Raw genomic sequence first — 25789 nt, 5'->3', positions numbered from 1 at the left:
AATAACTGACCACTTTTACTCGCCAGCTTGGGCGGCATTAACAAACTCGGCTAGTAGCTTGGTTTGTTCGTCAGTCAGAGCTAGATTTTCAAATAATTCTGGTCGCCGCAGTAAAGTTCTTCCGAGACTCTGCTGCAATCGCCAGCGTCTAATATTTTCGTGGTTGCCACTAAGCAATACCGCCGGTACATCGATACCATCTAGGCTTTCGGGGCGAGTATAGTGGGGACAATCCAGTAATCCGTCAGAGAAGGAATCCTGCTCTGCCGACGCCTGCTTTCCAAGAACACCTGGAACCAAACGTGAAACCGAATCGATCAGCGCCATCGCTGGGAGTTCACCGCCCGAGAGCACGTAATCTCCAATCGACCACTCTTCATCCACTTCCGTCTGAATAATGCGCTCATCGATACCTTCGTAGCGACCACACACTAAAATCAAACGCTCCGATTTAGCTAACTCTTCGACGCCCTGCTGAGTCAGCTTGCGTCCCTGAGGAGAAAGATAAATCACCTTAGCCTCATCACCCGCAGCGGCTTTCGCTGCGTGGATGGCATCACGTAGAGGCTGCACCATCATCAACATGCCAGGTCCGCCGCCATAAGGCCTGTCGTCCACTGTTCTATGTCGATCATGGGTGAAATCGCGAGGATTCCACGTTTGCAACTCTAACAAACCGTTACTTACGGCCCGACCCGTTACACCAAAGTCTGTTACGGCACGAAACATCTCTGGAAACAGGGTTACTACCCCTAACCACATCTGTTGCCCCTCGACTTAGAAGTCCGGATCCCAATCCACTAAAATTTGTTTTTCCGCCAGATTCACCTCGAGGATGAACTGCTCGGTAACAAAAGGAATCATACGTTCCGTTTTGCCAAAGCCATCTTTCGCGTTGGCCTTCACAAGTAGCACGTCGTTCGATCCTGTTTCCACGATCTGGTCGACCTTGCCCATGTTATAGCCTTTAGTATTCACCACCTCACAGCCGATAAGATCACGCCAGTAGAATTCATCTTCCGGCAGCTCCTTCATCGCCTCGGCGGGAATGGCAATCTCACAGTTAGTGAGCATTTGCGCTTGGTCTCGAGTGGTTACGCCTTCCAGGGCGGCGATAATCGCCTTACCTTGGTAACGCCACTGTGCAACCTTGACTTCGCGCCATTCGCCTTGCTCTTTAATCAACCAAGGTGAATAGTCAAAAATATCTTCGACAGAATCGGTATAGCTAGTGATCTTCAACCAACCTTTAATGCCGTGACTAGCGCCTAATTTGCCTAGTACGACAGGTTCTTGGTGACTACTCATCAATCTATACCTAAACGCTATTAAGCAGCAGCTTTACGAGCGTCTTTGATCAGTTTCGCTACACGATCAGTAGTAGCAGCACCGTTAGCAACCCAGTGATCTACACGATCAAGATCTAAGCGAAGAGCTTCTTCTTGACCACGAGCAACAGGGTTGAAGAAGCCAACACGTTCGATGAAACGACCGTCACGAGCGTTACGGCTGTCAGCAACAACGATGTTATAGAATGGACGCTTTTTTGCGCCGCCTCGAGCTAAACGAATGGTAACCATGCGTCTTTTATCCTCTAATGATTTGCTTCGTTCTGAAGCAAAAATAAAAACTGGAACCCCGTGTTCGCGAAGAGTCCCAGATAGAAAGCCGCACGATTCTACCTGAACCGGCGACAAATGCAACGTTTTTCACGCAAAAATAGCAAGCCCACCAAGGGTCGAAAACCCTTAATGGACTTAGCTAAATCTATACAAAGTCAGACGATTAACGTCCGGGCATTTTCATCCCGGGAGGCAGCATACCACTCATGCCGCGCATCATCTTCTTCATGCCACCTTTACCCGACATCTTCTTCATCATCTTCTGCATCTGAGTAAACTGCTTGAGCAGACGATTGACGTCCTGGATCTGGGTGCCTGAACCCATGGCGATACGACGCTTACGAGATCCCTTGATGATCTCTGGACGCTTACGCTCGCCTGGCGTCATGGAGTTAATAATAGCCTCCATTTGCCCGGTTAGCTTGCCGTCCTGCACCTGAGCCAGGGCCTCTGGAGGGAGTTGACCTACACCGGGCAGCTTCTCGAGCATGTTCATCATGCCGCCCATGTTCTTCATCTGTTGCAGCTGCTCACGGAAGTCTTCCAAATCGAAGCTGCCGCCTTGCTTGACCTTAGAGGCCAGCTTCATCGCCTTCTCTTTGTCGACGCCGCGCTCGACTTCTTCGATCAAGGAGAGCACGTCTCCCATGCCCAGAATACGCGAGGCGACGCGATCGGGATGGAAAGGCTCGAGCGCATCTGTCTTCTCGCCCACACCGAGGAACTTAATCGGCTTACCTGTAATGTGACGAATCGACAGCGCCGCACCACCGCGGGCATCACCGTCGACCTTGGTCAGTACCACACCGGTTAGCGGCAGGGCTTCGTTAAAGGCCTTGGCGGTATTGGCCGCATCCTGACCCGTCATGGCATCGACCACAAACAGGGTTTCTACCGGATTGACCGCCGCATGCAGCGCCTTGATCTCCTCCATCATGCTCTCATCGACATGCAGGCGACCCGCGGTATCGACGATCACCACATCGATAAATTTGAGCTTGGCGTGAGCCATGGCCGCATCGACGATATCGATAGGCTTTTGTGATACATCCGATGGGAAGAACTCTACCTCGACCTCATTGGCCAAGGTTTCCAGCTGCTTGATCGCCGCCGGACGATAGACGTCGGCACTGACCACCAGCACAGATTTTTTCTGTCTCTCGCGCAGGAACTTAGACAGCTTGGCGACACTGGTCGTCTTACCCGCACCTTGCAGGCCGGCCATCATGATCACCGCAGGTGGCTGCGCCGAGAGGTTCAACGCCTCGTTGGCTTCGCCCATGGCGCTTTCGAGCTCACTCTGGACGATCTTGATGAAGGCCTGGCCCGGGCTCAGGCTCTTGGTGACCTCTTGGCCTACGGCACGCTCTTTAACGCTGTTAACGAAGGCGCGTACAACGGGCAAGGCGACGTCGGCTTCCAGCAGCGCCATGCGCACTTCGCGTAACGTTTCTTTAATATTGTCTTCTGTTAAGCGACCACGACCGCTAATATTTTTCAGGGTGCGTGATAATCTGTCGGTGAGGTTCTCAAACATTATCGCGTTCTTTACCGTTTAGAATTTACATGATTGGGCCAGTATTATAGCGATGCACAGATATTATGCTACCGCACAGCGTAAGTTATGGCTTTGGCAAGTTAACTGCCATAGGATAAAAATGTCAAAACTTAGGAGTAACGCTCAGAAAGTGCTAATTTTTGTGTGTAAAGCCTCTGCCCAAAATAGCATCCATCGTGTTATTCTAACGATCAACTAAGGATAAAAACTCGACCGCCTCACGCGCGTCGATAACCACAAGAAAGCTCACATAACGATAGGTTAATTTTCGATGGTGATTTTTTCGGCTTCAGCCATTTTCTTCTACAGTATCGCGCTCGTCTTGGTCATCAGTCGACTGTTTCATGCCGATGGCCCTAACCGTAAAGCCGTTGCCGCCTTCGCCGCCGTGGCAGTGGTGCTCCATGCCGCCGCCCTGTCTCAGGCCATCTTCACCGGCGACGGTCAAAACTTTAGCCTGACCAATGTGATCTCCATGGTGAACTGGATCATCGCCTTCACCTTTACCATCTTGATGTTCCGCCTCAAGGTGATAGTGGTTGTGCCTGTGGTCTACGCCTGCTCGGTCATCTCGGTGGCTCTGCTGTGGTTATTACCACCTAAATATATCATCCATTTCGAGCTTTACCCCGAGGTGTTGGCGCACGTGGTACTGTCGCTAATGGCCTACAGCGCCCTGATGATAGCGGCCCTCTATGCCATCCAACTGGCCATGATTCAGAATAAGCTGAAGAAGAAGCAGCTGATGCTGAGCCCGGCGATTCCACCACTGATGACAGTAGAGAAACAGCTCTATCATCTGGTGATCATCGGCGTGGTGCTCTTGAGCCTTTCGCTGGCAACCGGCTTCATCTTCCTCGACGATATGTTTGCCGACGGCCAGGGCCACAAGGCAATACTCTCTATCATGGCCTGGTTTACCTATATTGCCATGCTGGCACAGCAGTATTGGGTGGGTTGTAAGATCCGCACCGCCGTGGCCTATACCCTGACAGGCGCCACCCTGCTATCGCTAGCCTACTTCGGCGCCCGCATCGTCAAAGAGTTGATCCTGCAATAGGCCAAACACGCTAATCACAGCTTGCTTCACCTAGGTCAAGATGGACTAAAGTGCGACCTAGGTGAACTTGACTCACAGCCCAAATCGCTGTATTTACTAAATCTTAACGCTTTTCTTACTCATCAACGCCAAAGTGGGGCCACTGATTGGAAGCTATATCCACCAGCGTACTTGTCATCATCCTGTTCGTACTCATTGTCATCTCCGCCTATTTCTCCGGCTCTGAAACCGCCATGATGTCGCTCAACCGCTATCGCTTGCGTCATCTTGCCAACAATGGCCACAAGGGCGCCAAACGTGCCATCAGATTGCTAGAGCGCCCGGACAGGCTGATCGGCCTGATCCTGATCGGCAACAACCTGGTGAATATCCTTGCCTCGGCGATTGCTACCATCTTGGGGATTCGCCTATTTGGTGACGTGGGGGTCGCCATCGCCACGGGTGTGCTCACCCTGGTGGTGCTAGTGTTTGCCGAGGTGACCCCAAAAACCGTGGCCGCCCTACATCCTGAACGCATCGCCTTCCCCTCGAGCATATTACTCAAGGCCTTATTGGTGGTACTTTCTCCCCTGGTGAAGATAGTTAACTTTATCACCTCCACCTTCCTGCGACTGCTGGGGATCCGCTCGGTGAAGGCCGATGATGCCCTGAGTCAGGAAGAGCTGCGCACCGTTGTACATGAGGCTGGCGCCCTGATCCCTCAACGCCACCAGGAGATGCTGCTCTCTATCATGGATCTTGAAAAGGTCACTGTGGAAGACATCATGATCCCCCGCTCGGACCTCTATGCCATCAACGTCAACGATGACTTTAGCCGTATCAACAAGCAGGTGATTCAGAGCCCACACACTAGGGTGCTGCTCTACCGAGACAATATCGACGATGCCGTCGGCTTCGTTCACCTAAGAGACGCCCTGCGCCTGCAATCCAAGCAGCAGTTTAGTAAGTCATCGCTACTACGCGCAGTAAAGGAGATCTACTTCATCCCAGAGGGCACGCCCCTTAATGTGCAGCTGGCCAACTTCCAGCAGAATAAGGAGCGCATCGGCCTAGTGGTGGACGAGTATGGGGATATTCAGGGACTGGTGACCCTAGAAGATATTCTCGAGGAGATCGTCGGCGACTTTACCACCTCGATGATCACCACGCCCAGCGAGGATATCAACAAGCAGCAAGATGGCAGTTTCCTCATCGATGCCACCATCAACATCCGCGATCTCAACAAGGAGATGGACTGGCACTTCCCTATCGACGGCCCTAAGACACTTAACGGCCTGATATTGGAATATCTTGAGGAGATCCCCGAGCCTAACACCTCAATGCGCCTGTGTGGCTATCCGCTCGAGGTGGTCGAAGTGGCCGACAACATGGTGAAGACGGTGCGGGTGATGCCCCAGCACTACAAGGCGCCAAAGGGCAGTCGCAACTAGTCATCACCATGGCTCAAAAAAGGCGCTCTAAGGCGCCTTTTTGTTATCCCATAGCGACCAAATTTTTAATTGTCATGCTTACTGGCGTGGGTCAGGGCGCGGCGCTTATCTCTTGCCAATGGGGTGATCGCCTCGTCTAAGTCGCGCTCTAATCCAAGCATGAAGTAAAGCTCGGCCATCAGGAAGAAGGGGCCGATCAACAGCTGGTTGAGATCGTCGATAAAGGCCGGCTTAGCCTTCTCATACTTGTGGCCAATCAGCTGAAAAACCCAACCAATGACGAAGACACTGATGGCGATAGGCCAGGCCTGCTCCATTCGAGATACAAAAAAAGAGGTGTAGAGCACGGGCAGGATAAATAGCACCAGCCCCAGCGCCAGTTTGGCATGCAGCGCAAAGTAATAGAGTAGGACGCCGCAGGCAAACAGCACGGCCACATTGAGTTCAAACCCTGTGGAGCCGAAGCTATACAGGCTAAAGGGGATGGTGTTTAACATCACGAAGGCCGACCAGATGATCAGCGGGATACCGACAAAGTGCGTCTTTATGTTGGTGGGGTTGAGGTGAACACTCTTATAGGTGGATAGCTGCTCGATCGCAGATTTCATGACTCGGCTCCATCGTCTTTTTATATTGCGAGACGAAAGCCAGCCCGATTGCGCTAACCGCTATGATTGGCCGGCAGGTTAAATGCGACGTTCGTCTCAGTTAGCCTAACCTAAAACATTTTATTAACACTTGCCAGCGCAAAACCGGAGAGAAATCGATGACAAGGAGACTCGCCTAGAACCTTAAAACGGCAGGCTCTGGCGAGACTCAATCACAATGGGAAACACAGACGGGGAGTTAAACGGCGATGCGCTCAACATCAATTAGACAGTTTCTATAATAACCGTGGCCGTCGCATAGTGCTTCTCGTCGGCGATAGAGATGTGGGCGCGGCTTGCCCCGAGCAGGGCTAATCGCTCAGCCGCACCATCGCGAAAGCTGATAAGCGGCGCACCATTGGCATCGTTGCTTACCTCGATGTGCTGAAAGGAGACGCCGCGGCCAATTCCCGTGCCCAGCGCCTTAGCTGCCGCCTCTTTGGCGGCAAACCGCTTTGCCAAATAGCGACCGGGCTGAGAGGAAGCGAGAAATATCGCCATCTCATCCTGGGTCAGGACACGCTTAGCCAGCGGACACTTAGCCAATGCCGCCTCATCACCGGCCTCTGGCACCTTGTTGGCGATGCGCGCGATCTCGACAATATCTGTCCCTAAGCCAACAATCATATGCCCTTCCCTACCAGCCACAACATGAAGGTTAATTCTAACAATCTGACGACTACTGACCGCTGCGACCTTCGATCATCAGCTGCTTCATGTCGCGCACCGCCTTATCTAGACCGTCAATCGCGGCGCGGGCAATGATGGCATGACCGATATTGAGCTCATACAGCTCAGGAATCGCCGCGATGGGCTTCACATTGTGATAGTGAAGACCATGGCCCGCATTGACCACCAGCCCCTTACCGTGGGCATAGGTTGCCATCTCGGTGATACGTGTCAGCTCCTTGGCCTGTTCGGCGTCTGTCTCCGCGTCGGCGTAACAGCCTGTGTGCAACTCGATAACAGGTGCACCCACGGCAACGGTGGCGTCGATCTGCGTCTGATCGGCATCGATAAACAGCGACACCTTGATACCTAGCGCAGTTAAACGCTCGACCGCGGCGCGAATCTTCTCCTGCTGCCCCGCCACATCCAAGCCACCTTCTGTGGTCAGCTCTTCGCGCTTCTCCGGTACCAGGCAGACATAGGCAGGCTTCACCTCACAGGCGATATCCAGCATCTCATCTGTCACCGCCATCTCGAAGTTCATGCGCGTCTTAATGGTCTTGGCCAGCAGATAGATGTCTCTGTCGCAGATGTGGCGTCTATCTTCACGCAGGTGCACGGTAATGCCTTCGGCGCCGGCATGCTCGGCGACCGCCGCGGCGTGCACAGGATCCGGGTAGCTGGTCCCACGGGCCTGACGTAAGGTGGCAATGTGATCGATATTAACGCCTAGATGAATACGGCTCATGGAAAGTCCTTAAGTGTAGAGTGTCGCGATTGGAATTTTCGTCTATTTTACTCAAGGTTAAGGGAAGGCCACAAGGAAAACACCCGATGAATATGCTCAACTGCCCGCCTCAATCGAGTCTGTGGTGTTACTTGCTGTAACTAGATGGCCTGTTGCCCTTTAAAAACAACGCCCGCGACTTGAGCGGCTTGTCACCCAGCAAGGGGGACAGCAGCTGCCTCATCAGCAACTTAGCCTGTTTAAAGTCGGCCTCATCCAGCTTATCTTCCTCTAAGGCCCGCAGCATCTCGCCGCTAAAATGGTTAGGCTTGGGCCCAAGGGCCGTGCTAAAGCCCTCTTCCGATAAGAGGCGATAGTAGAAGTCGTCTTCGATAGGACTGCCATCAATATCGAGATTCAACGAGGGCATCACACCAAGCTCCTTGAGCAGTGCCAGCTCAAACTGCCTGAGCTGCGCCTCGCTAAAGGCCGCTGCCATGGCCATCAGGGTCTTGTGATAGGTAAAAAAGAACTGCTCAGCACCATGCTCGACCGAGAGGCAGCGCACTAACAGTTCGTTGAGATAGAGTCCGGCAAAACTGTCGCTGCCGCAGAGGGGGACCGCAGGGCTTGCCGCCTCTACCTGATACAGGCTCTTTAGGCTGCTTCGGCCCGACAACTGAAACAGCAGCGGCTGAAAGGGTTGCAATATGCTCTTGATAGAAGTTTTGCCACTGCCCAGGCGCGCGACGGCATCGACCCTGCCCAGGCCGTCCACCAACAGATTGACCAGCACGCTCGACTCCCGATAGGGACGGGTGTGCAGTACATATCCCCTGTGCATTGCCCGCTTCCTTAATCCCTGTTTACCAAAAACAATGCTGACAAAAAAGCCGAGACAACCACAACGTTAGCGTGACTACCTCGGCTTACCTTTATTCTTGCTGGCTTAACTCTCGCCATAGCCTAATGAACGCAGGGCGCGCTCATCATCGGCCCAGCCAGACTTGACTTTAACCCAGACCTCGAGGAAGACCTTGTTATCGAACAGGACCTCCATATCTTGGCGGGCCTGGGTGGCAATAGTGCGAATACGCTCGCCCTTGTTGCCAATAACCATACGCTTTTGCGTCTCGCGCTCCACCAAGATTAAGGCATTAATCTGATAGACGCCGTTTTCCATCATCTTAAACTGCTCTATCTCTACCGTGGCATCGTAGGGTAGCTCGTCGCCGAGGAAACGCATCAGCTTCTCGCGCACTATCTCAGAGGCCATAAACTTCTGAGAACGGTCGGTGACATAATCCTCCGGAAAGTAGTGCGGCGACTCAGGCACAGACTCCAGCGCCAGCTCCATGATGCGCTGCACATTGGTGCCATGGGTTGCCGAGATCGGCAATATCTCATCAAATTCAAACTTGGCCGACAACTCCTGCAGATGCGGGAATAGCGCCTCTTTGTCCTTGATATTATCTACCTTGTTGATCGCCAGAATCGTCTTGCGGCCATCGTCGCGGCTATGGAGCTTCTTCAGCACCATCTCATCGTCGGCGGTCCAGTTGAGACCATCGACGACAAACACCACCAGGCTCACCTCGGCCAGCGAACTAGAGGCCGCACGATTCATCAGACGGTTGATAGCGCGCTTCTCTTCGATATGCAGACCCGGGGTGTCGATAAACACCACCTGACGAGGACCCTCAGTGTGAATGCCCATGATGCGGTGACGCGTGGTCTGCGGCTTCTTGGAGGTGATAGAGATCTTCTGACCTAGTAGCTTGTTGAGCAGGGTGGACTTTCCCACGTTAGGGCGACCGACAATTGCCACCATGCCGCAGTAGGTCACCTCGTACTGGCTACCACTGCGACCACTGTTCATCCGCGCCAGCAGCTCGTCTAGACTCGGCTCTTGTGCACCTTCTGGCTGCTCGGGTTTATTACTCATTTCTTAATACGCTCCAACACTTCTGCTGCGGCAATCTGCTCCGCCTTTCTGCGGGAATTCGCCACGCCGACAACGGCCTCTTTTAGCTGCTCCACCTTGCACTCTACCGTGAAGGTTTGCGCATGGGCCTCACCACTGATGTTCACCACGGTATAGACAGGGAGCGGCTGTTTAAATCCCTGCAGGTGCTCCTGCAGCAGGGTCTTGGGATCTTTCTGATTCACCGGCTCGATCACCGCAAGGCGGCTCTTATACCAGTTTAGTACTAAAGCACGGCAAGTCTCGATATCGGCATCCAGATAGATGGCACCGATAATCGCCTCCATAGCATCGGCCAGAATAGACTCGCGGCGAAACCCACCACTCTTGAGCTCACCAGGACCCAACTTGAGGTAATCGCCGAGCTTGAACTCTTTGGCGACCTCCGCCAGCATCTTGCCGCATACGAGCGTCGCGCGCATCCGACTCAGATCGCCCTCGGTTGCCTTGGGAAACTGATGATACAAGGCGTCTGAGATGACGATTGAGAGGATCGAGTCGCCTAAGAACTCCAGTCTCTCGTTATGTTTGCTGGCCGCACTACGGTGCGTTAACGCCTGCTCTAGCAGCTCAATCTGCTGAAATTGATAGCCTAATATTCTACCCAAACGCGGTAGATTCTTAATGGGTTCCATCTACACTATTCCGCCTACACGGTTAAAGCGTACGCCGGTCGGCACCCAAGTGGGTAAAAAGTCCGACGGCTTGCGCTCAAATTCAAAACTAATCCAGATCGCCACGGCCTTACCCACCAGGTTGGCCTCGGGCACGAAGCCCCAGAAGCGTGAGTCGGTGCTGTTGTCGCGATTGTCGCCCATCATGAAATACTGGCCCTCGGGCACGATAAACTCGCCCACCGCCAGATTGCCTTCACGGAAATAATAGGAGGTCGGCTCGCCGCGCCCTGGGTTGATCAGGATGTCGTGAGTCACCTCGCCCAGCTGCTCCTTGTAACGCAGCAGCGGGATATTATCCTGGGTAAATTCACCTTGGTTCACACCGACGCGTGCTATCTTCTCGAGCTTAGGACACTCGCTCTGCCCCTCGGGACAGGCTTTCTGAATATAGAGATCCTTGTTGCGATAGACGATGCGATCGCCCGGCAGGCCGATGACACGCTTGATGTAGTCGATCTGGGGGTTTTCTGGGTATTTAAATACCGCCACGTCACCACGCTGCGGCTTACCCGTCTCGATAAGCTCGCTACGCCACACGGGGTCTTTCAGCCCATAGCTAAACTTCTCCACCAGGATGAAGTCGCCCACCAACAGGGTTGGCATCATAGAGCCCGAAGGGATCTGGAAAGGCTCGTAAATAAAAGAGCGGAGGATCAACACGAAAGCGATGACCGGAAAAATAGAACGCGAGGTCTCCACAATCGTCGACTCACGCACGATTTTTTCGGCGCTCTCTTCGCTAATCTCCTGGTTGGCCGCCTGTGCCAGGGCCAGCTTCTGCTGACGCTTAGGCGCTAAGACTAAGGCATCGAACATCCAGATCAGGCCGCTGCCTAGGGTCACCAAGACCAGGATAAGGGAAAAATAAGCTGCCATACGCTAACTAACTCCTGAAAAATGCTCCAGTAAAATAAGGTGTTCATCGCCTGGCTGGCAGGCCATTAGCCCATTTATACTGTAACAAACAAAGCGCCGCAAACCGCGGCGCTCATTATCAATCACTATTAACAATTCTTAACTAAAAAGTGATTACTCATTGATCTTCAACACGGCGAGGAAGGCCTCTTGCGGTACTTCGACGTTACCCACCTGCTTCATGCGCTTCTTACCCTCTTTCTGCTTCTGCAGCAGCTTCTTCTTACGAGAGACGTCGCCGCCATAACACTTAGCGGTCACGTCTTTACGCAGGGCTTTGACCGATGAACGCGCGATGATCTGGCTGCCGACGGCCGCCTGAATCGCGATATCGAACATCTGTCTTGGGATCAGTTCCTTCATCTTGTTCACCAAGGCCAGGCCTTGATAACGCACGTTTGCCTTGTGAAGGATCATCGCCAGGGCATCGACGCGGTCGCCGTTGATCAACACGTCCAGACGCACCATGTCCGCCGGCTCGAAACGCTTGAAGTTATATTCGAGCGAGGCATAACCACGGCTGGTCGACTTCAAACGGTCGAAGAAGTCCATCACCACCTCGGCCATCGGCATATCATAGGTGATCGCCACCTGATTGCCGTGGTAAACCATGTTGGTCTGTACGCCACGCTTCTCGACACACAGGGTGATCACGTTACCCAGGTACTCTTTAGGCACCAGGATATTGGTCTCAACGATAGGCTCGCGCATCTCTTCGATGTTGTTCATCGGCGGAAGATCCGATGGGTTATCGACGTAGATGGTCTCGCCCTTAGTGGTCACTACCTCATAGACTACCGTCGGCGCAGTGGTGATCAGATCCAGGTTATATTCGCGCTCGAGACGCTCCTGAATGATCTCCATATGCAGCAGACCTAGGTAACCGATGCGGAAACCAAAGCCCAGGGCAGATGAGGTTTCAGGCTCGAAGAAGAGCGACGCATCGTTCAGGCTCAGCTTGTTAAGCGCATCACGGAAGTTCTCGTAGTCGTCGGTCGAGATAGGGAATACACCGGCATAAACCTGAGGCTTCACCTTCTTAAAGCCGGGTAGCGGCTTCTCGGCGCCATTCTTGGCCAGGGTCAGGGTATCGCCCACAGGCGCGCCGTGGATCTCCTTGATACCGGCGATCACGAAACCTACTTCGCCAGTCTTCAGCTCGGCAGTATCTGTCTGCTTAGGGGTAAAGATACCGACGCGATCGGCGTTATGGGTCTGACCCGTCGACATCACCTTGAACTTGTCACCCTTCTTGAGCACACCATTCTTGATACGCACCAAGGAAACAACCCCCAGGTAACTGTCGAACCAGGAGTCGATGATCAGCGCCTGCAGCGGCGCATCCGGATCGCCCTCTGGCGGCGGAATTTGCGCCACGATAGTTTCCAGCACGTCGCCGATACCAAGACCCGTCTTGGCCGAGCAGCGCACCGCATCGGCGGCCTCGATACCTACGATATCCTCGATCTCGTCGGCAACACGCTCAGGATCAGCCTGGGGAAGGTCAATCTTGTTCAGTACAGGAACCACGTCCAGATCCATATCCAGGGCGGTATAACAGTTTGCCAGGGTCTGCGCCTCAACGCCTTGACCGGCATCGACCACCAAGAGCGCGCCTTCACAGGCCGCCAGTGAACGTGACACCTCATAGGAGAAATCTACGTGACCAGGGGTATCGATGAAGTTCAGCTGGTAAGTTTCACCATCTTTGGCTTTGTAATCGAGAGTCACACTCTGGGCTTTAATGGTAATGCCGCGCTCACGCTCGAGATCCATTGAGTCCAATACCTGCGCCGCCATCTCACGATCAGACAGGCCGCCGCACTCTTGAATAAGACGGTCAGAAAGGGTTGATTTGCCATGGTCGATATGGGCAATAATCGAAAAGTTTCTAATATGCTTCATTGTGCGAAATGACTAAACTCGAAATTGAAATTCATCTAAAAGTGCCGAATTGTACCCGATCGCAAAATGAATACCAATTGGAATCCATCGGACAAGGAAAATAATAGGCTAGCTGGCGGGGGAAATGCCGTCTATGGCCCGGCCAAGGCGTGACAGAATGACAGGCTGACTGTTAGTCTCCAGGGCTTTAGCCCATCTCCGTCCCAGCCACCAGGCGCTCACTGCCCCACCGGCGCCTAGGGCGATAGCCAGCAGATCGCTGCTCGAAAGCCCCGACAAGTCGGCAAGGAAATGTCCCAGTGCGGCGCCGATAAACAGCCCCGCCAGCGGCATGAGGTAGACGATGGCGGCCGCCTTTAAGATCACGCTCTCGGGCAGGCCAAGCTTTAACAGTTCACCCGGCTCATACTGTTCGTCGCTGGGCAGCGAGAATCGCTGCACCTTAGGTGAGAAGGCCTTAGAGACGGCCGAGGTGCCACAGGTGTCATTGTTGTCGCAATGATTACAGGCATTTTTCACTTTGACTTCGACCGTGACCCAGCCATCTCCTGGGCACCTGATCACTGTGGCTGTTTCTTCCATCATAGCCTGATTACTCTATGGTGATGCTCTTGGCGATACGGCTCAGGGTCTCCGCCGGCACCTTGCCCACGGCAACCACCTCGGCATTGCCCACCCGCTCGGTCGCCAAAGAGAGTCCGTTGCGGGTCATCAGCTCGTCGGGCAGCGCCGTCTCGCCGGCTCTGGCCACATATACTGAGATATTCACCAGACCATCGCTCAGGGCGATATACTCGACCGCCTCGTGACTGCCGATAAGTCTGTGATTATCCTTGACTAAGATCTTAAAACCTTGAGGTAACCATTTGAATTGCCAGTTATCGGCCTGCTCTCGCTGGGGCTGAGGCATGATCTCAGGCCACTCCTGCTTGTAGGCTTCACGTAGAATCGCCGGTGCATCGTCCAGGACGATCAACTCCACCACCAGCACTTGCTCCAGCAGCTGCTTCTCAAGATTGAGCATGTCGTAGCGCAGCGGCAGATAGGTATCCATATCCAGCCATACCTGATAGCTATAGCGGTTATCATCGTTAGGGATGATGCGCACTAGCTGACCGGGGCGCCCCGCAAGGCGTGAGCGCCCGCCCAGGACAAACTGGTAACCCGACTCGAGATCTGAGATAGAACCGGCAAACGCAGGTGGCAATACCCCTTGAATACGTTCGGCCCTAACACTGTAGGCAGGCTGATCGTGCTCGATAAAGGTGACGGTATTGCCCACGCGCACGGCATTTTTCGGCGGGCCATTGAGGTGCTCGAGAAAAGCGACTTCATGGTCGTCGACCTTGCCGTGAAGATAAACCAGGGGGCGTATATGATCCGCTTGCAGATGGATCAGGGACATCTTGAATTCTTGTCCTTTTAAGGCGAGGCTCATATTTTCGAGCCAAGCCTTAGCGGACAACTCTTCCTGCGCACTGGCAGGGAAGACGAGGACTAACAAGGCCAACCAAATAAGACGCAAGCTAACTCCTTAATAATACCAATCGACACAAAGAGTATAGTCAGTGTGACCAGTATAAATAGCTTTTAGTGATTAACCGGGATCGGCGTAAGCTCACCATTGTCGTCTATATTGGCACTGTTATTCAATCTTTGCTGCAGCATATGATCTTGAATATAGGTGTTGATGCGATGACGCTGCTCCATCACACGCTCGTTGGTATAACTTTGATTCTGTTGCACAGGACCTGTCTGCAGGCTCACCGGCGACGCGCTGCCAATCAGCGGACGGGTATTGAGCACTGGCATAGGGGCAGCATCTTCGACGCCACCTTGATTATAATTCTGTACACCGATCACGGCGACTAAGGCGACGCTGGCCGCGATGGCATATTGGCCAAACTGCTTAAACAGTGGCACCACACTCGCAAGTCTGTGTTGAGTGGCTTGTTGAGGCGTCACCTCAGGCGTTTCGACACGCTTAGGCACAAGGATACTAGGCTCAAGCTCAATCGCCGCGGCAATGTTGGCACTGAGATCCAGATTGATCGCAGCCGGCAACTCACCACGCATAGCATCACCTATCATGTGATAATCACGCCACTTTTCATGTGAATCCGTATCGGCTGCGAGTTGCGCCAATTCCTGCTCGTCGACTTCACCATCAACGGCAGCGGAAACCCATTCCTGACCTAACTTATCCATTTATCACCCATATAAATTTAGTGTATCGAATAAAATGCTTCATCGTTCCAGCAAAGGCTGTAACTTCTTATCGATGGCTTCACGTGCCCTAAAGATACGTGAACGCACAGTGCCCACAGGACACTCCATCACATTGGCAATCTCTTCATAACTCATCCCATCGAGCTCACGCAGAGAGATAGCCATCTTCAATTCTTCCGGCAAGGTATCGAGCGTATCGAAGACCACTTTCTGAATCTCATCCGACAACATGAGACGCTCTGGGGAGGCAAACTCCTTTAGCGCATCACTGCCGTCATAATATTCGGCTTCTTCCGCATCGACATCATTGGCAGGCGCTCGCCTACCCTGTGCCACTAAATGATTTTTCGCGGTATTAACCGCGATGCGATACAACCAAGTATAAAACGCACTCTCACCCCTAAAGTTAGGCAGCGCACGATAAGCTTTAATAAAGGCTTCCTGTGCCACATCTGCCACGTCGGCCTGATTACGCACATAGCGTGCAATCAGGTTAATCACTTTGCTCTGGTATTTATGTACCAGCAGGTTAAAAGCGTTTTTATCTCCTTGTTGCACTCGCTCAACGAGTTGTTGATCACTTATCTGTCCACTCATCCGAGCCGACTACTCCTAAATCTAAAATGCTGATTTCTCAGTCGCTCGAATCATATTCACATATGTAGACTAGCCCACATCGAAAAAGTTCTAAAAAAAATTGCGATATCCACATTTATTTTCTACGGCGAGATCAGTATCCATAAATGGCGTCTTGGTTTACCATAGACAATACTCGCATAACTTACCATGATACCTGATGAAACAAGTAGTTGAACATCAATCTGACGTTTTGGTTATCGGCAGCGGGGCTGCTGGTCTGACTTTAGCGCTACATCTGGCTGAAAAATCAAACGTAATCTTACTCTCCAAGGGCCCACTCAGCGAAGGCTCAACCTACTATGCCCAGGGCGGTATCGCGTCAGTATTCGATGAAGAGGATACCATCGAATCTCATGTTGCCGATACCTTGATCGCCGGCGCCGGGTTATGCGATGAAGAAGTTGTGACCTTTACCGCCGAAAACGCCAAGAGCGCCATGGAGTGGTTGATTCACTGCGGCGTCGCCTTCGACAAAGAAGAAACCGCCGATGGTGACGAGAGCAATGCCCCCTACCACCTGACCCGCGAAGGTGGCCACAGCCACAGACGCATCTTGCACGCGGCCGATGCCACGGGCAAAGAGGTGCAGGTGACCCTTCAGGAGCGCGCCCAGAACCACCCCAATATTAAGGTGCTTGAGCGATATAACGCCATCGACCTTATTACCACACGCAAACTTAAGCGCCCCGGCAACCGCGTCCTCGGCGCCTATGTATGGAACCGTGACGAAGAGCATGTCGAAACCGTTAAGGCTCGCTTCGTTGCCCTGGCCACAGGTGGCAGCTCTAAGGTGTACCAATATACCTCCAATCCGGATATCGCCTCGGGCGATGGCATCGCCATGGCCTGGCGCTCGGGTTGCCGGGTGGCCAACATGGAGTTCAACCAGTTCCACCCCACCTGTCTCTATCACGCCGATGCACGCAACTTCCTGTTGACCGAGGCCCTGCGTGGCGAAGGCGCCTATCTCAAGCGCCCGGATGGCAGCCGCTTCATGCCTGACTTCGACGAGCGTGGCGAACTGGCACCTCGTGATATCGTGGCTCGCGCCATCGACTATGAGATGAAGCGCCTCGGGGTCGACTGTGTCTATCTGGATATCACACATAAACCCGCAGACTTTGTGATTAAGCATTTCCCGACTATCTATAAACGTTGTCTGGAGCTGGGGATAGACATCACCAAGGATGCCATTCCTGTGGTGCCCGCGGCTCACTACACCTGCGGCGGGGTGATGACAGACCTTCATGGTCAGACAGACCTCAACGGCCTCTATGCCATAGGTGAAGTCGCCTATACTGGCCTGCATGGCGCAAACCGCCTGGCCAGCAATTCGCTGCTGGAGTGCCTGGTATTTGCCCGCGCGGCAGCCGAGGATATTGAGAGTCAACTCGCCAAGATCCCTATGCCGGGTATGCTGCCCGCCTGGGATGAGAGTAAGGTGTCTAACTCGGATGAAGAGGTTGTGATCGCTCACAACTGGCATGAGCTACGTCTGTTCATGTGGGACTATGTGGGCATAGTTCGCTCAGACAAGCGCCTCGAGCGCGCCCTGCGTCGCTGCGCCATGCTGCAGCAGGAGATCCAGGAGTACTATAGTAACTTCCGGGTAAGTAACAACTTACTCGAGCTGCGTAACCTGGTACAGGTTGCCGAGCTGATCATCCGCTGCGCCATGGAGCGCAAGGAAAGCCGAGGTCTGCATTACAATATCGACCATCCCAACAAGACCAATAACCCACTGCCAACCATATTGCATCCTGAGCAATAGAGGCACCGCGAGTCAGCCAAACCTCAGCAGTAGACGACACAGGTGTCGATAACCTGTGTCGTCAAACATATCCCGCCACAGGATAACCAGGCGTTTCTGCTCTCCCTCGTATAACCAGAACAGCACCATGAAGGGACTGACCCAGACACGGCGATAGCTCAGCCTTGCCTCACCAGGTTCTTCAACTTTTGACTCTTCAAGCTGACTAACCAACCTGTCATGGATAAGGCCTATCCTGCCCGATTCATCCAGCCAGAAGGCAAGAGACCAACTTCTTAGCGCAATAAACTGATAGAGAAAGAAAACGATAGTGGCCAGCAAGAGGCCATACTTGAGGGTGAGAAACCAGAAAGAGGAGATTGGCGGCCAGGCCAGAAAAGCACTCAGGCACAGGGCCGCGAAACAGACCAGCGAGAGTCGCTGGTCAAAGGAGGCTGTCAGATGAAAGTTATGGCGCCGCCCGGCCACGAACCTTGATCACCATCTCGGCGAGCTGCGGATCTGGGCAGGCCTCATGGCCCATAAACCAGGCAAACAACTCAGGATCTTCACACTCTAGCAGACGAACAAAAACCGTCTTGTCGTCTGAAGACAGCTGTTCATATTGAGTCTCAACAAAGGGTTGAAACAATACATCAAGCTCTAACATGCCCCGTCGGCACGCCCATCTTACTCTGGCTATGTTCATTGGCTCTGACACACAACTACTCCCTTATTTTCGATTGGCGATAGTGTACCAGTTAGGCCGACGGCTTCACACCGTTTTATAGCCGCTCCACCTCGAGATCCTTACCGGCGAAGAGATCGCTAAAATCGGTTTCCAAAAGGGACTTTACCGCAGGATGCTGAATCATCCGCTCGGCAAACATCACATGATAAACCTCTTTGATATCATCCGTCTCACCGAGCAGCTGCATGTCATGGGCGAGAATATCCTGCTTATAGATAGAGGGCGCCACGAAGATCCCCTGCTTGAAGAAGCCAAATGCCTTCATCATGGCGGCATCGTCAAACTCACCGAGTATGGTGACATCCAGGCCATTCTCATCGAACCAGTGATGCAGCTGCTGACCCAGCGAGGTGCGTTTGCCTGGGATCAAGAGTTTGCCCTCCTCCAGACAGGCGGGGAACGGCTTCTCATAGGTAGTGGATGAGAAAAACGCCACGCCGCATTCACCGAGCTTCTTCGATAAGATCTCCGGATACTTGAGGGATTCACCGGCGCAGTCGGACAAGATCATATCCAGCTTGTGCTCCCTGAGGCGCTCCATCAGGCTCTCGTGAGTTGCCTCGTAGCAGGCAAGATGCATAGAACCGTCACTGGGCACCACAGAGAGCAGCACCCGGCTGGCCAAGGCCTTGGAGAGCGCATCGGCGATCCCCACCTCGAACAAGATATTATTATCCTTTTGATAATTCAGGATATCTAACATCTCGTAGCTCAGGCTAAACATCTTATCGGCGTAGCGAAACACCAGTTCGCCCAACTCTGTGGGCTCCAGGTTACGCCCCACCCGCTTAAACAGAGTACCGTTGAGACGCTGCTCCAACACGCGGATCTGCCCAGTCACCGTCTGCGGCGTCAAACATAAGGTTTCGGCGGCCTTGGCCACCGACCCCTTCTTGTGCACCATCCAGAAATAATAGAGATGGTTGTAATTCAGATGCGACATCAAGACTCGCGACTCTCCTGATTATTTAAGGCGTTGGCAATCCATCATGCTGTACATGATGTCACTCAGCGCCTCTATCGAGTCCACTTTACCGGCCTCGAAGGCCTCGGAGAGTCCCTGCACCAGGCTGTCACGATCCGGCAGGCGCCCCTCGCAGTAGGTGCGGTTAGCCTCCTCAAAGCGCTTACCGCTACGATACTTGAGTGCCCTGGACTCATAACCATTACTCTCCAGGCGCTTGCCCATCGCCTTAGGTTTAAACATCAGGGCACCGTCTACCACCCCTTCGAGATAATGCTGACAGGTGACGCTATTGATATCTTTATCGCAGGCCTCAAGCTGGCTGGCATAGGCGCCCCCGGTTAAACCGAATGAGAGCATGAGTGTCACGACGAGTTTTTTCATGAATTTTCTCCTTTCTCTGGAAGCACCTTAGATAACCAAAAATAACCTATCACAGCCGACATGATCGACCCGGTCAGAATACCAAGCCTCGCCAAATCGCCGTATACCTCGCCATCGCCGATAAAGGCCAGGGATGAGATAAACATCGACATGGTAAAGCCAATACCACACATCACGGCCACTGGCGCGATATGACGCCAGCCCATGCCCTCAGGTAATGCAGCCAGCTTCAGCTTGACCGCCACGAAGCTAAATAACAGCACGCCGAGCGGCTTACCCAGCAACAGGCCTAGGGCAATACCAACAGGCACGGGCGATAACAGCTCCCCCAGGCTCATGCCCGACAGGTCGACCCCGGCATTGGCAAAGGCAAAGATTGGCAGGATGACGAAGGTGCTCCATGGGTGCAGACTATGCTCTAAATGCTCAGAGGGCGAGCTACCATCTTTGGCCCTAAGCGGGATACAGAAGGCGATGATCACCCCCGCCAGGGTAGCGTGCACCCCAGACTTAAGCACGGCGATCCACAGGATAAGACCCACGACACCATAAGGTGCGAGTGCGGTAACCCCTTTACGATTCAGGCCCACTAAGACCACAATCGCCAGCGCCGCAACCACCAGGCTAATGGCCGAGAGATCTGTGCTATAGAACATGGCAATTATCACCACCACACCCAAGTCATCTATGATGGCCAGCGCCAGCAAGAAGACCTTAAGCGCCACCGGAACCCGGCTGCCAAGCAAGGCCATGATACCGAGTGCGAAGGCAATATCGGTCGCTGCCGGGATCGCCCAGCCCACCTGAGTCAAGGGGTCAGAATAGTTAAAGATCAAGTAAATCGCCGCGGGGAAGATCATGCCACCGATGGCGGCAAAGGTCGGCAGTGACGCCTGTTCGCGGCTCGACAGCGCCCCTTCGAGCAGTTCACGCTTCACTTCCAGACCGATCAACATGAAGAACAGGGCCATCAGGCCGTCGTTAATCCAGTGGATCAGCGTCTTATCAATGTCCAGACTGCCCACTCGCACCTGCATCTCAGTGTGCAGGAAGCCTTGATACAGGCCTGATAACGGGGAGTTCGCCATAATCATCGCCAAGATGACGGCGGCCATCAATAAGATGCCACCGGCCGATTCCTGGCTCAGAAAATTTCTAATCGCCTTTTCCATAAATAAACTCCAAAAACACTTAATGTATCGAGTCTAGCGGAATGCAACCTAGCTGAATAATCGTTTGCATCGGCATTATACATCGGTAATTCCGAGGTATTAAGTGTAGTCAGTCAATCGGAAGTAATCAATAGCATGCAGTGCTAACTGGAGGAAGAGGCGGCTAAATCCTTCTGTGATGGGGATCACAGGCAGATTCAGTTTAAAATGGAGATTTTTTATGCAGAATAGATTAATAAAACGCGGCGACTCAACTAGACCCCGCCGCGCTTTACCTCAGAAATTCCTCAGTCTTAAGATTGACCCTTAGACAGAGAAGGGATACTGAATCGCCTCATGATGCTGATAGCCTGTGACCTCGAAATCATCCATGGTCACCCAGGTTTCGAGATCTTCCAGCGACTTGATATCAGGGTTGATATGCAGTTGAGGCGACGGGAACGGCTCACGCTTAAGCTGTACCTCCTGCATCAGCGGGAGCTGGTCTTCATAGATGTGAGCATTGACTATCTTATGATAGGCCTTACCGGGTTTGTGGCCGGTGATCTGCGCCACAATCGCCAATAGGGCAAACACCTGCACCTGATTAAAATTCAGCCCTAGTGGGACATCACAGGAGCGCTGGAAACTGTTGAGGTACAGGGTATCCCCCAGCAGAGAGAAATTATGGGTATGCATGCAGGGACGTAGGCAGCCCATGTGGAACTCACCAGGATTATAGAAGCTTAAGATCTCGCCGCGGTCATCGACCCCCCTAGAGAGGTTATCGATGATCTTTCTCAGCTGATCCACAGTGCCACCATCCGGCTTGGCCCAAGCCCTGCCCTGCACCCCATACACTCGGCCCATATCGTCATGGCCCTTACGGTGTGGGTTATTCAGCCAGGCGTTGTTCTCGTTGGCATTGGCATCCCAGGTCTTGGCACCCAATTTTCGAAAATCGGCGGCATTGTCATAGCCTCTGAGATACCCCAGCAGCTCGGCAATCGCCCCCTTCCAAAAACTCTTACGCGTGGTGATCAGGGGAAACTGGTTTGCGGCCACGTCGTATTCCAGATCGGCATTGATCACGGTTAAACAGCGCTTTCCCGTGCGCTCATTTTCAACCCAGACGCCCTCATTGATGATTCGTTCACATAATGCCAAATACTGTTTCATCTTATCCTACTTATCATTTTTGCTTAGATGCGCCCCGTGGCGCCTGCCTTATTCGAATCCTAGCCGCGCATTAGCCGCCCATCGCTAGGGCCTGTTGATCTTTGCCGTTTGTTTTTGCAGCAGTTTGAAGGTGATTTATACAAGGCAGAGCCTGTGTCGTGTAGTCTTCTACACAAACTGGCGATAACGCCGTAGAAATGGCCTACAAACGCTGCCCAACGGGTTCATCTAAACGCGCGCTGCACTTTATGAAAGGCTTCCTGCCTTTCACCGCAAGCGGTCAGCAATGCTGTTAGAAATCGTTCCAGACGATTTCTTTGTTGTTCGCCATTCACATAGAGTAACTATGCTTCATGGCTCTCGCCTCACGCAAAACGCGTTTAGATTGAACAAAAATTAAACTTGAAAGATCAACAGGCCCTAGGTGAGGGCTAACTTGATCCCGGTAAAGAATAACATGACGGCGAAGATTTTCTTTAATCTCGCCGTGGGCCAGACACTGGCCGCCTTCGCCCCCAGTGGCGCCGTCAACATAGAGGTACAGACGATGCCAAACAGGGCAGGAAGATAGATATAGCCCAGGGTATATTCGGGCAGCCCTTGTGTTCCCCAGCCCGCAAAGACATAACTCAGACTCCCAAACAGGGCTATCATCAACCCGGTCACAGAGGAGAAACCTATGGCGTGACGCATCTGCACGCCACACCAACTTAAAAACGGAATCAGCAAGATGCCGCCACCTATACCCATTAATGCGGCGATGATGGCGATAAGTCCGGCGGCGATAAACAGATAGGGCGCCGCAGGCAGGCTACGCTCCCCCTCGGCTGCCTTAAAAGGAAACACCATCTGCAGCGCCATCAGCACCACGAAACCGGCAAACACCTGCTTGAGCAGCTGGGCAGAAAACAGCGACGAGATAAATCCAGCCGACAGCGCGCCGACGATTAAACCGGGCAGCATAATGGTCAGTAGGTGCCAGGGCACATTGCCGCGGGCGTGATGCGCCCGGGCCGACGAGAGCGAGGTTAAGATGATCGCCGCCAGCGAGGTGGCAATGGCCACATGGGTAAGATGTTCAGGCACTACGCCCGCCATGGGCAGAAGAAACAGCAAGACAGGAACGGCTATCACGCCACCACCTATGCCCAACAGACCCGCCATAAAGCCGATGAAGGCCCCGAGGGCAATACAACTGACAACTATGGTGAACATGAAACCTCTAAGGCAGTGGCGAAAGGAGGCATTAGCTTAAAGGAATTACCGACAGATTGAAATTGCCTAACGCTCACAGAGAGAAACTCACTTAGATGAACTCATCGAGGCCCTTCTCTTTAAGATAAAGGGAGAGCAGCTCCCTCACCTCGAAGCCGTTGCTGAGGGACAGCGCCTGAGCAAGCAGCTCGCTCAGATCCTGATAAGACACCCGGCGGATCAGATAATTGATTCTGGCCAGGCTCCCCTGGTTCATGCTCAGCTGGGTATAGCCCATGGCCACCAGCAGCAAGACTCCCAAGGGTTCACCGGCCAGCTCGCCGCAGACGCTAATGGGCAGTCGGTATTCCCTGCAGGCCAGCCTCGCCTGGGTCAGCGCCCGTAAAATGCCCGGATGATAGGAGTCGTACAGGGTACTGACCCTGGGATTGTTGCGATCCACCGCCAACAGATATTGGGTCAGATCGTTCGAGCCCACAGAGATAAAGTCGACCCGCTTGGCCACCTCTTCGAGCTGGAACAGCAGCGCCGGCACCTCCAGCATGATGCCTATCTTCGGCCGCTGCAGATCCGGATGCACGTCTTGTTTCACCTCGAGATAGGCCTGCTCCAGGTAGGCGATCGCCTGATCTATCTCATCGAGACAACAGACCATGGGCAGCAGGATATGCAGCTGCTCACCGCCACCTGAGGCATTGAGCATGGCTCTGAGCTGCACCAGAAACAGCTCGGGATGATCCAGTGTCAGGCGGATCCCGCGCCAACCAAGGAAGGGATTCTCCTCTATGATAGGCAGATAGGAGAGTGGCTTGTCGCCTCCCACATCCAGGGTGCGCATCACCACGGGGCGACCGAGCGCCGCGTCCAGCACCTGACGATAGACCTCTACCTGCTCGGCCTCACTGGGGAAGCGAGTCTGCAACATGAAGGGGATCTCGGTGCGATACAGGCCGACACCGTCTGCGCCTTCTGCGATCTCAGAGGCCAGGCTGCTTAACAGCCCAGCATTCAGGTAGAGATGAATACGCCGATCATCCAGGGTAGTCGCAGGCTTAGAAAGCTCTTCGGCATAGCGTTTCTGCAGCGCCTTCTCCGCCGAGATCAGGCTGCGGTACTCGCCTATCAGGGTCGGTGTGGGCGAGATCAGCACCTGCCCACGGTTGGCATTCAAAATAAGCTGCTTACCGTCTATCCCCGCGTTGAGGATCCCCTCGACGCCGATTACCGCGGGCACACCGAAGGCCCGGGCCAGAATGGCCGCGTGCGAGTTCACCCCGCCCAGCTCTGTGACTATGCCGACTAATTTGTGCTGGGGAAACTCCGCCAACATGGTCGCCGTGGCTTCCTTGGTCACCAGGATCACGGGCACATCCAGCTCCAGCTGCATCTTCTGCGGCTCGATCAGTTCGCGCAGCACCCTCTGCCCCAGATCACGAATATCCGTGGCCCGCTCCTGCATATAGGGGTCTTGCATCTGCTGGAAATGATCTATGTAACGCAGAGACACCCGGCTCACCGCCGAGATAGCCGTCCAGCCCGCCTGGATCTCCCGCACATATTCACCGCCCAGGCTGGTGTCGTCCAGCAGCAGCTGCAAGGCGGAGAAGATAGATTGCACCTCTTTCTCATTCTCGCCATCGAAGCGCTGAGACAGGGCACTCAGGGTATTGCGACAGGCCTCCAAGGCCTGACTCAGGGCGAGCAGCTCGTCATCTACCTCTTGAGTGCGACGTCCCTGTTGCTCCAGGGGGATCTCGCCACCCAGCACCATGGCATGGGCGATCACCACGCCGCTGGCCGCCGAGGTCCCCGTGTAGACACACTTATTGGGCGTCGATTTGACCTCGGCCTTCTTACGCTGCTCACGCACCGCAACCGCCAGCTGGGCGGCTAGGGTCATCAAGAAAGCCTCTTCGGCCTCACTAAACTGGCGCGCGTCGGCCTGCTGCACCACCAGCACACCTAGGATTAATTTCTGATAGATGATGGGCACGGCGAGAAAGGCACGGAAATCTTCCTCGTCGACTTCGGTAAATAGCTTAAATCTGGGGTGTTGTTGGGCATCGGCCAGGTTGACCGGCTCTTCGCGTTCGGCCACCAGGCCAACCAGGCCCTGGCTCATAGGCATCTTGACCTTGCCCACGGCTCTGGGATCGAGGCCGTCGGTGGCCGACAGCACCAGCTCCTGCTCTTCTAAGATATAGATGGAGCAACACTGGGTTTCCATTGCCGACTTGGTCTGGCTAACAAGCAAAGATAGGGCAGATTGAAGATCGTCGGCTGCGGCTACGGCCTGAGTAATGTCTCTGAGCGTCTTTAACACAGCCTATCTC

General features: G+C 53.6%; 27 protein-coding genes. 3 read left to right on the top strand and 24 right to left on the bottom strand.

The features are described 5' to 3' along the window. Positions 1-15: 15 nt before the first annotated feature. The 4 genes from trmD to ffh form a co-directional block, all read right to left on the bottom strand. Positions 16-762 carry a tRNA (guanosine(37)-N1)-methyltransferase TrmD gene (gene trmD, locus L2731_RS10055; RefSeq protein ID WP_249252957.1) on the bottom strand — a complete coding sequence of 249 codons (747 nt, stop codon included), beginning with the start codon at positions 760-762 and terminating at the stop codon, positions 16-18. 15 nt (positions 763-777) lie between these two features. Then, positions 778-1308: a ribosome maturation factor RimM gene (gene rimM / locus L2731_RS10050; protein ID WP_041510373.1), complete on the bottom strand. Its 531-nt coding sequence runs from the start codon at positions 1306-1308 to the stop codon at positions 778-780. Positions 1309-1328: 20 nt separating this feature from the next. Continuing rightward, on the bottom strand, positions 1329-1580 hold the full coding sequence (gene rpsP, locus L2731_RS10045; protein ID WP_011864867.1) for a 30S ribosomal protein S16: 252 nt from the start codon (positions 1578-1580) through the stop codon (positions 1329-1331). Positions 1581-1785: 205 nt separating this feature from the next. Continuing rightward, on the bottom strand, positions 1786-3159 hold the full coding sequence (gene ffh, locus L2731_RS10040; RefSeq protein WP_041510372.1) for a signal recognition particle protein: 1374 nt from the start codon (positions 3157-3159) through the stop codon (positions 1786-1788). A gap of 292 nt (positions 3160-3451) precedes the next feature. Between ffh and L2731_RS10035 the strand changes: the two genes are divergently transcribed. Next, positions 3452-4240, top strand: a complete 789-nt coding sequence (locus L2731_RS10035; protein ID WP_239849850.1) for a cytochrome C assembly family protein — start codon at positions 3452-3454, stop codon at positions 4238-4240. 146 nt (positions 4241-4386) lie between these two features. Further along, positions 4387-5670 carry an HlyC/CorC family transporter gene (locus L2731_RS10030; protein ID WP_249252955.1) on the top strand — a complete coding sequence of 428 codons (1284 nt, stop codon included), beginning with the start codon at positions 4387-4389 and terminating at the stop codon, positions 5668-5670. A gap of 65 nt (positions 5671-5735) precedes the next feature. Here the strand turns inward: L2731_RS10030 and L2731_RS10025 are convergent, their stop codons facing one another. The 12 genes from L2731_RS10025 to rpoE all read right to left on the bottom strand — a co-directional run bounded on the left by L2731_RS10025 (position 5736) and on the right by rpoE (position 16020). Next, the gene (locus L2731_RS10025) at positions 5736-6278 is read right to left on the bottom strand and encodes an Mpo1 family 2-hydroxy fatty acid dioxygenase (RefSeq protein ID WP_239849848.1); all 543 of its coding nucleotides are present in this window, start codon (positions 6276-6278) and stop codon (positions 5736-5738) included. A 264-nt stretch (positions 6279-6542) separates the two neighbouring features. Next, positions 6543-6944, bottom strand: coding sequence for a holo-ACP synthase (gene acpS, locus L2731_RS10020; protein WP_239849847.1), 402 nt, complete (start codon positions 6942-6944; stop codon positions 6543-6545). 52 nt (positions 6945-6996) lie between these two features. Then, positions 6997-7734, bottom strand: coding sequence for a pyridoxine 5'-phosphate synthase (gene pdxJ / locus L2731_RS10015; protein ID WP_249252954.1), 738 nt, complete (start codon positions 7732-7734; stop codon positions 6997-6999). Between the two features lie 127 nt (positions 7735-7861). Then, on the bottom strand, positions 7862-8557 hold the full coding sequence (recO, locus tag L2731_RS10010; RefSeq protein ID WP_239849845.1) for a DNA repair protein RecO: 696 nt from the start codon (positions 8555-8557) through the stop codon (positions 7862-7864). A 105-nt stretch (positions 8558-8662) separates the two neighbouring features. Beyond that, on the bottom strand, positions 8663-9658 hold the full coding sequence (gene era, locus L2731_RS10005) for a GTPase Era (RefSeq protein WP_041510344.1): 996 nt from the start codon (positions 9656-9658) through the stop codon (positions 8663-8665). Continuing rightward, positions 9655-10332, bottom strand: a complete 678-nt coding sequence (gene rnc / locus L2731_RS10000) for a ribonuclease III (protein ID WP_239849844.1) — start codon at positions 10330-10332, stop codon at positions 9655-9657. The genes era and rnc overlap by 4 nt, the downstream gene beginning before the upstream one ends. Continuing rightward, complete coding sequence (gene lepB / locus L2731_RS09995) at positions 10333-11250, bottom strand: signal peptidase I (protein WP_239849843.1); 918 nt, start codon at positions 11248-11250, stop codon at positions 10333-10335. A gap of 153 nt (positions 11251-11403) precedes the next feature. Continuing rightward, entirely contained in the window at positions 11404-13194 is a 1791-nt protein-coding gene (lepA, locus tag L2731_RS09990; RefSeq protein ID WP_041510341.1) for a translation elongation factor 4, read from the bottom strand. 108 nt (positions 13195-13302) lie between these two features. Beyond that, positions 13303-13779, bottom strand: coding sequence for a SoxR reducing system RseC family protein (locus L2731_RS09985; protein WP_239849842.1), 477 nt, complete (start codon positions 13777-13779; stop codon positions 13303-13305). A 7-nt stretch (positions 13780-13786) separates the two neighbouring features. Next, positions 13787-14719: a MucB/RseB C-terminal domain-containing protein gene (locus L2731_RS09980; protein WP_041510339.1), complete on the bottom strand. Its 933-nt coding sequence runs from the start codon at positions 14717-14719 to the stop codon at positions 13787-13789. 65 nt (positions 14720-14784) lie between these two features. Next, positions 14785-15402 (bottom strand): sigma-E factor negative regulatory protein, encoded by a 618-nt coding sequence (locus tag L2731_RS09975; protein WP_239849841.1) that lies wholly within the window; start codon positions 15400-15402, stop codon positions 14785-14787. A 39-nt stretch (positions 15403-15441) separates the two neighbouring features. Further along, a complete protein-coding gene (gene rpoE, locus L2731_RS09970) occupies positions 15442-16020 on the bottom strand; it encodes an RNA polymerase sigma factor RpoE (RefSeq protein WP_011864852.1) in 579 nt (192 codons plus the stop codon). Positions 16021-16219: 199 nt separating this feature from the next. On the opposite strand from rpoE, the gene nadB reads away from it, so the two are divergent. After that, positions 16220-17833, top strand: coding sequence for an L-aspartate oxidase (gene nadB / locus L2731_RS09965; protein WP_041510337.1), 1614 nt, complete (start codon positions 16220-16222; stop codon positions 17831-17833). 12 nt (positions 17834-17845) lie between these two features. Here the strand turns inward: nadB and L2731_RS09960 are convergent, their stop codons facing one another. The 8 genes from L2731_RS09960 to ptsP all read right to left on the bottom strand — a co-directional run bounded on the left by L2731_RS09960 (position 17846) and on the right by ptsP (position 25779). Continuing rightward, the gene (locus L2731_RS09960) at positions 17846-18301 is read right to left on the bottom strand and encodes a protein YgfX (protein WP_249252953.1); all 456 of its coding nucleotides are present in this window, start codon (positions 18299-18301) and stop codon (positions 17846-17848) included. Continuing rightward, complete coding sequence (locus L2731_RS09955) at positions 18282-18521, bottom strand: FAD assembly factor SdhE (protein ID WP_041510335.1); 240 nt, start codon at positions 18519-18521, stop codon at positions 18282-18284. Before L2731_RS09955 ends, L2731_RS09960 begins: the two co-directional genes overlap by 20 nt. A gap of 76 nt (positions 18522-18597) precedes the next feature. Then, a complete protein-coding gene (gene nhaR, locus L2731_RS09950) occupies positions 18598-19506 on the bottom strand; it encodes a transcriptional activator NhaR (protein WP_249252952.1) in 909 nt (302 codons plus the stop codon). A gap of 21 nt (positions 19507-19527) precedes the next feature. Beyond that, positions 19528-19911, bottom strand: coding sequence for a hypothetical protein (locus L2731_RS09945; RefSeq protein WP_239849837.1), 384 nt, complete (start codon positions 19909-19911; stop codon positions 19528-19530). Next, a complete protein-coding gene (nhaA, locus tag L2731_RS09940) occupies positions 19908-21083 on the bottom strand; it encodes a Na+/H+ antiporter NhaA (RefSeq protein ID WP_249252951.1) in 1176 nt (391 codons plus the stop codon). The genes L2731_RS09945 and nhaA overlap by 4 nt, the downstream gene beginning before the upstream one ends. Positions 21084-21389: 306 nt before the next feature. Beyond that, complete coding sequence (locus tag L2731_RS09935; RefSeq protein WP_239849835.1) at positions 21390-22241, bottom strand: thymidylate synthase; 852 nt, start codon at positions 22239-22241, stop codon at positions 21390-21392. Between the two features lie 420 nt (positions 22242-22661). After that, positions 22662-23456: a sulfite exporter TauE/SafE family protein gene (locus L2731_RS09930; RefSeq protein ID WP_239849834.1), complete on the bottom strand. Its 795-nt coding sequence runs from the start codon at positions 23454-23456 to the stop codon at positions 22662-22664. A gap of 91 nt (positions 23457-23547) precedes the next feature. After that, a complete protein-coding gene (gene ptsP, locus L2731_RS09925) occupies positions 23548-25779 on the bottom strand; it encodes a phosphoenolpyruvate--protein phosphotransferase (protein WP_239849833.1) in 2232 nt (743 codons plus the stop codon). Positions 25780-25789 lie beyond the last annotated feature (10 nt).

The sequence above is a fragment of the Shewanella aquimarina genome (genome assembly GCF_023349185.1).
GTDB classification, from domain to species: domain Bacteria; phylum Pseudomonadota; class Gammaproteobacteria; order Enterobacterales; family Shewanellaceae; genus Shewanella; species Shewanella aquimarina.
The sequence above is the reverse complement of the archived record's forward strand: the minus strand, read 5'-3'. Positions and strand labels throughout refer to the sequence as shown.

Coding starts and splice junctions, on each gene's coding strand:
- trmD (WP_249252957.1), bottom strand. CDS start 762: ATGTGGTTAGGGGTAGTAACCCTGTTTCCAGAGATGTTTCGTGCCGTA.
- rimM (WP_041510373.1), bottom strand. CDS start 1,308: ATGAGTAGTCACCAAGAACCTGTCGTACTAGGCAAATTAGGCGCTAGT.
- rpsP (WP_011864867.1), bottom strand. CDS start 1,580: ATGGTTACCATTCGTTTAGCTCGAGGCGGCGCAAAAAAGCGTCCATTC.
- ffh (WP_041510372.1), bottom strand. CDS start 3,159: ATGTTTGAGAACCTCACCGACAGATTATCACGCACCCTGAAAAATATT.
- L2731_RS10035 (WP_239849850.1), top strand. CDS start 3,452: ATGGTGATTTTTTCGGCTTCAGCCATTTTCTTCTACAGTATCGCGCTC.
- L2731_RS10025 (WP_239849848.1), bottom strand. CDS start 6,278: ATGAAATCTGCGATCGAGCAGCTATCCACCTATAAGAGTGTTCACCTC.
- acpS (WP_239849847.1), bottom strand. CDS start 6,944: ATGATTGTTGGCTTAGGGACAGATATTGTCGAGATCGCGCGCATCGCC.
- pdxJ (WP_249252954.1), bottom strand. CDS start 7,734: ATGAGCCGTATTCATCTAGGCGTTAATATCGATCACATTGCCACCTTA.
- recO (WP_239849845.1), bottom strand. CDS start 8,557: ATGCACAGGGGATATGTACTGCACACCCGTCCCTATCGGGAGTCGAGC.
- era (WP_041510344.1), bottom strand. CDS start 9,658: ATGAGTAATAAACCCGAGCAGCCAGAAGGTGCACAAGAGCCGAGTCTA.
- rnc (WP_239849844.1), bottom strand. CDS start 10,332: ATGGAACCCATTAAGAATCTACCGCGTTTGGGTAGAATATTAGGCTAT.
- lepB (WP_239849843.1), bottom strand. CDS start 11,250: ATGGCAGCTTATTTTTCCCTTATCCTGGTCTTGGTGACCCTAGGCAGC.
- lepA (WP_041510341.1), bottom strand. CDS start 13,194: ATGAAGCATATTAGAAACTTTTCGATTATTGCCCATATCGACCATGGC.
- L2731_RS09985 (WP_239849842.1), bottom strand. CDS start 13,779: ATGATGGAAGAAACAGCCACAGTGATCAGGTGCCCAGGAGATGGCTGG.
- L2731_RS09975 (WP_239849841.1), bottom strand. CDS start 15,402: ATGGATAAGTTAGGTCAGGAATGGGTTTCCGCTGCCGTTGATGGTGAA.
- rpoE (WP_011864852.1), bottom strand. CDS start 16,020: ATGAGTGGACAGATAAGTGATCAACAACTCGTTGAGCGAGTGCAACAA.
- nadB (WP_041510337.1), top strand. CDS start 16,220: ATGAAACAAGTAGTTGAACATCAATCTGACGTTTTGGTTATCGGCAGC.
- L2731_RS09955 (WP_041510335.1), bottom strand. CDS start 18,521: ATGAACATAGCCAGAGTAAGATGGGCGTGCCGACGGGGCATGTTAGAG.
- nhaR (WP_249252952.1), bottom strand. CDS start 19,506: ATGTCGCATCTGAATTACAACCATCTCTATTATTTCTGGATGGTGCAC.
- L2731_RS09945 (WP_239849837.1), bottom strand. CDS start 19,911: ATGAAAAAACTCGTCGTGACACTCATGCTCTCATTCGGTTTAACCGGG.
- nhaA (WP_249252951.1), bottom strand. CDS start 21,083: ATGGAAAAGGCGATTAGAAATTTTCTGAGCCAGGAATCGGCCGGTGGC.
- L2731_RS09935 (WP_239849835.1), bottom strand. CDS start 22,241: ATGAAACAGTATTTGGCATTATGTGAACGAATCATCAATGAGGGCGTC.
- L2731_RS09930 (WP_239849834.1), bottom strand. CDS start 23,456: ATGTTCACCATAGTTGTCAGTTGTATTGCCCTCGGGGCCTTCATCGGC.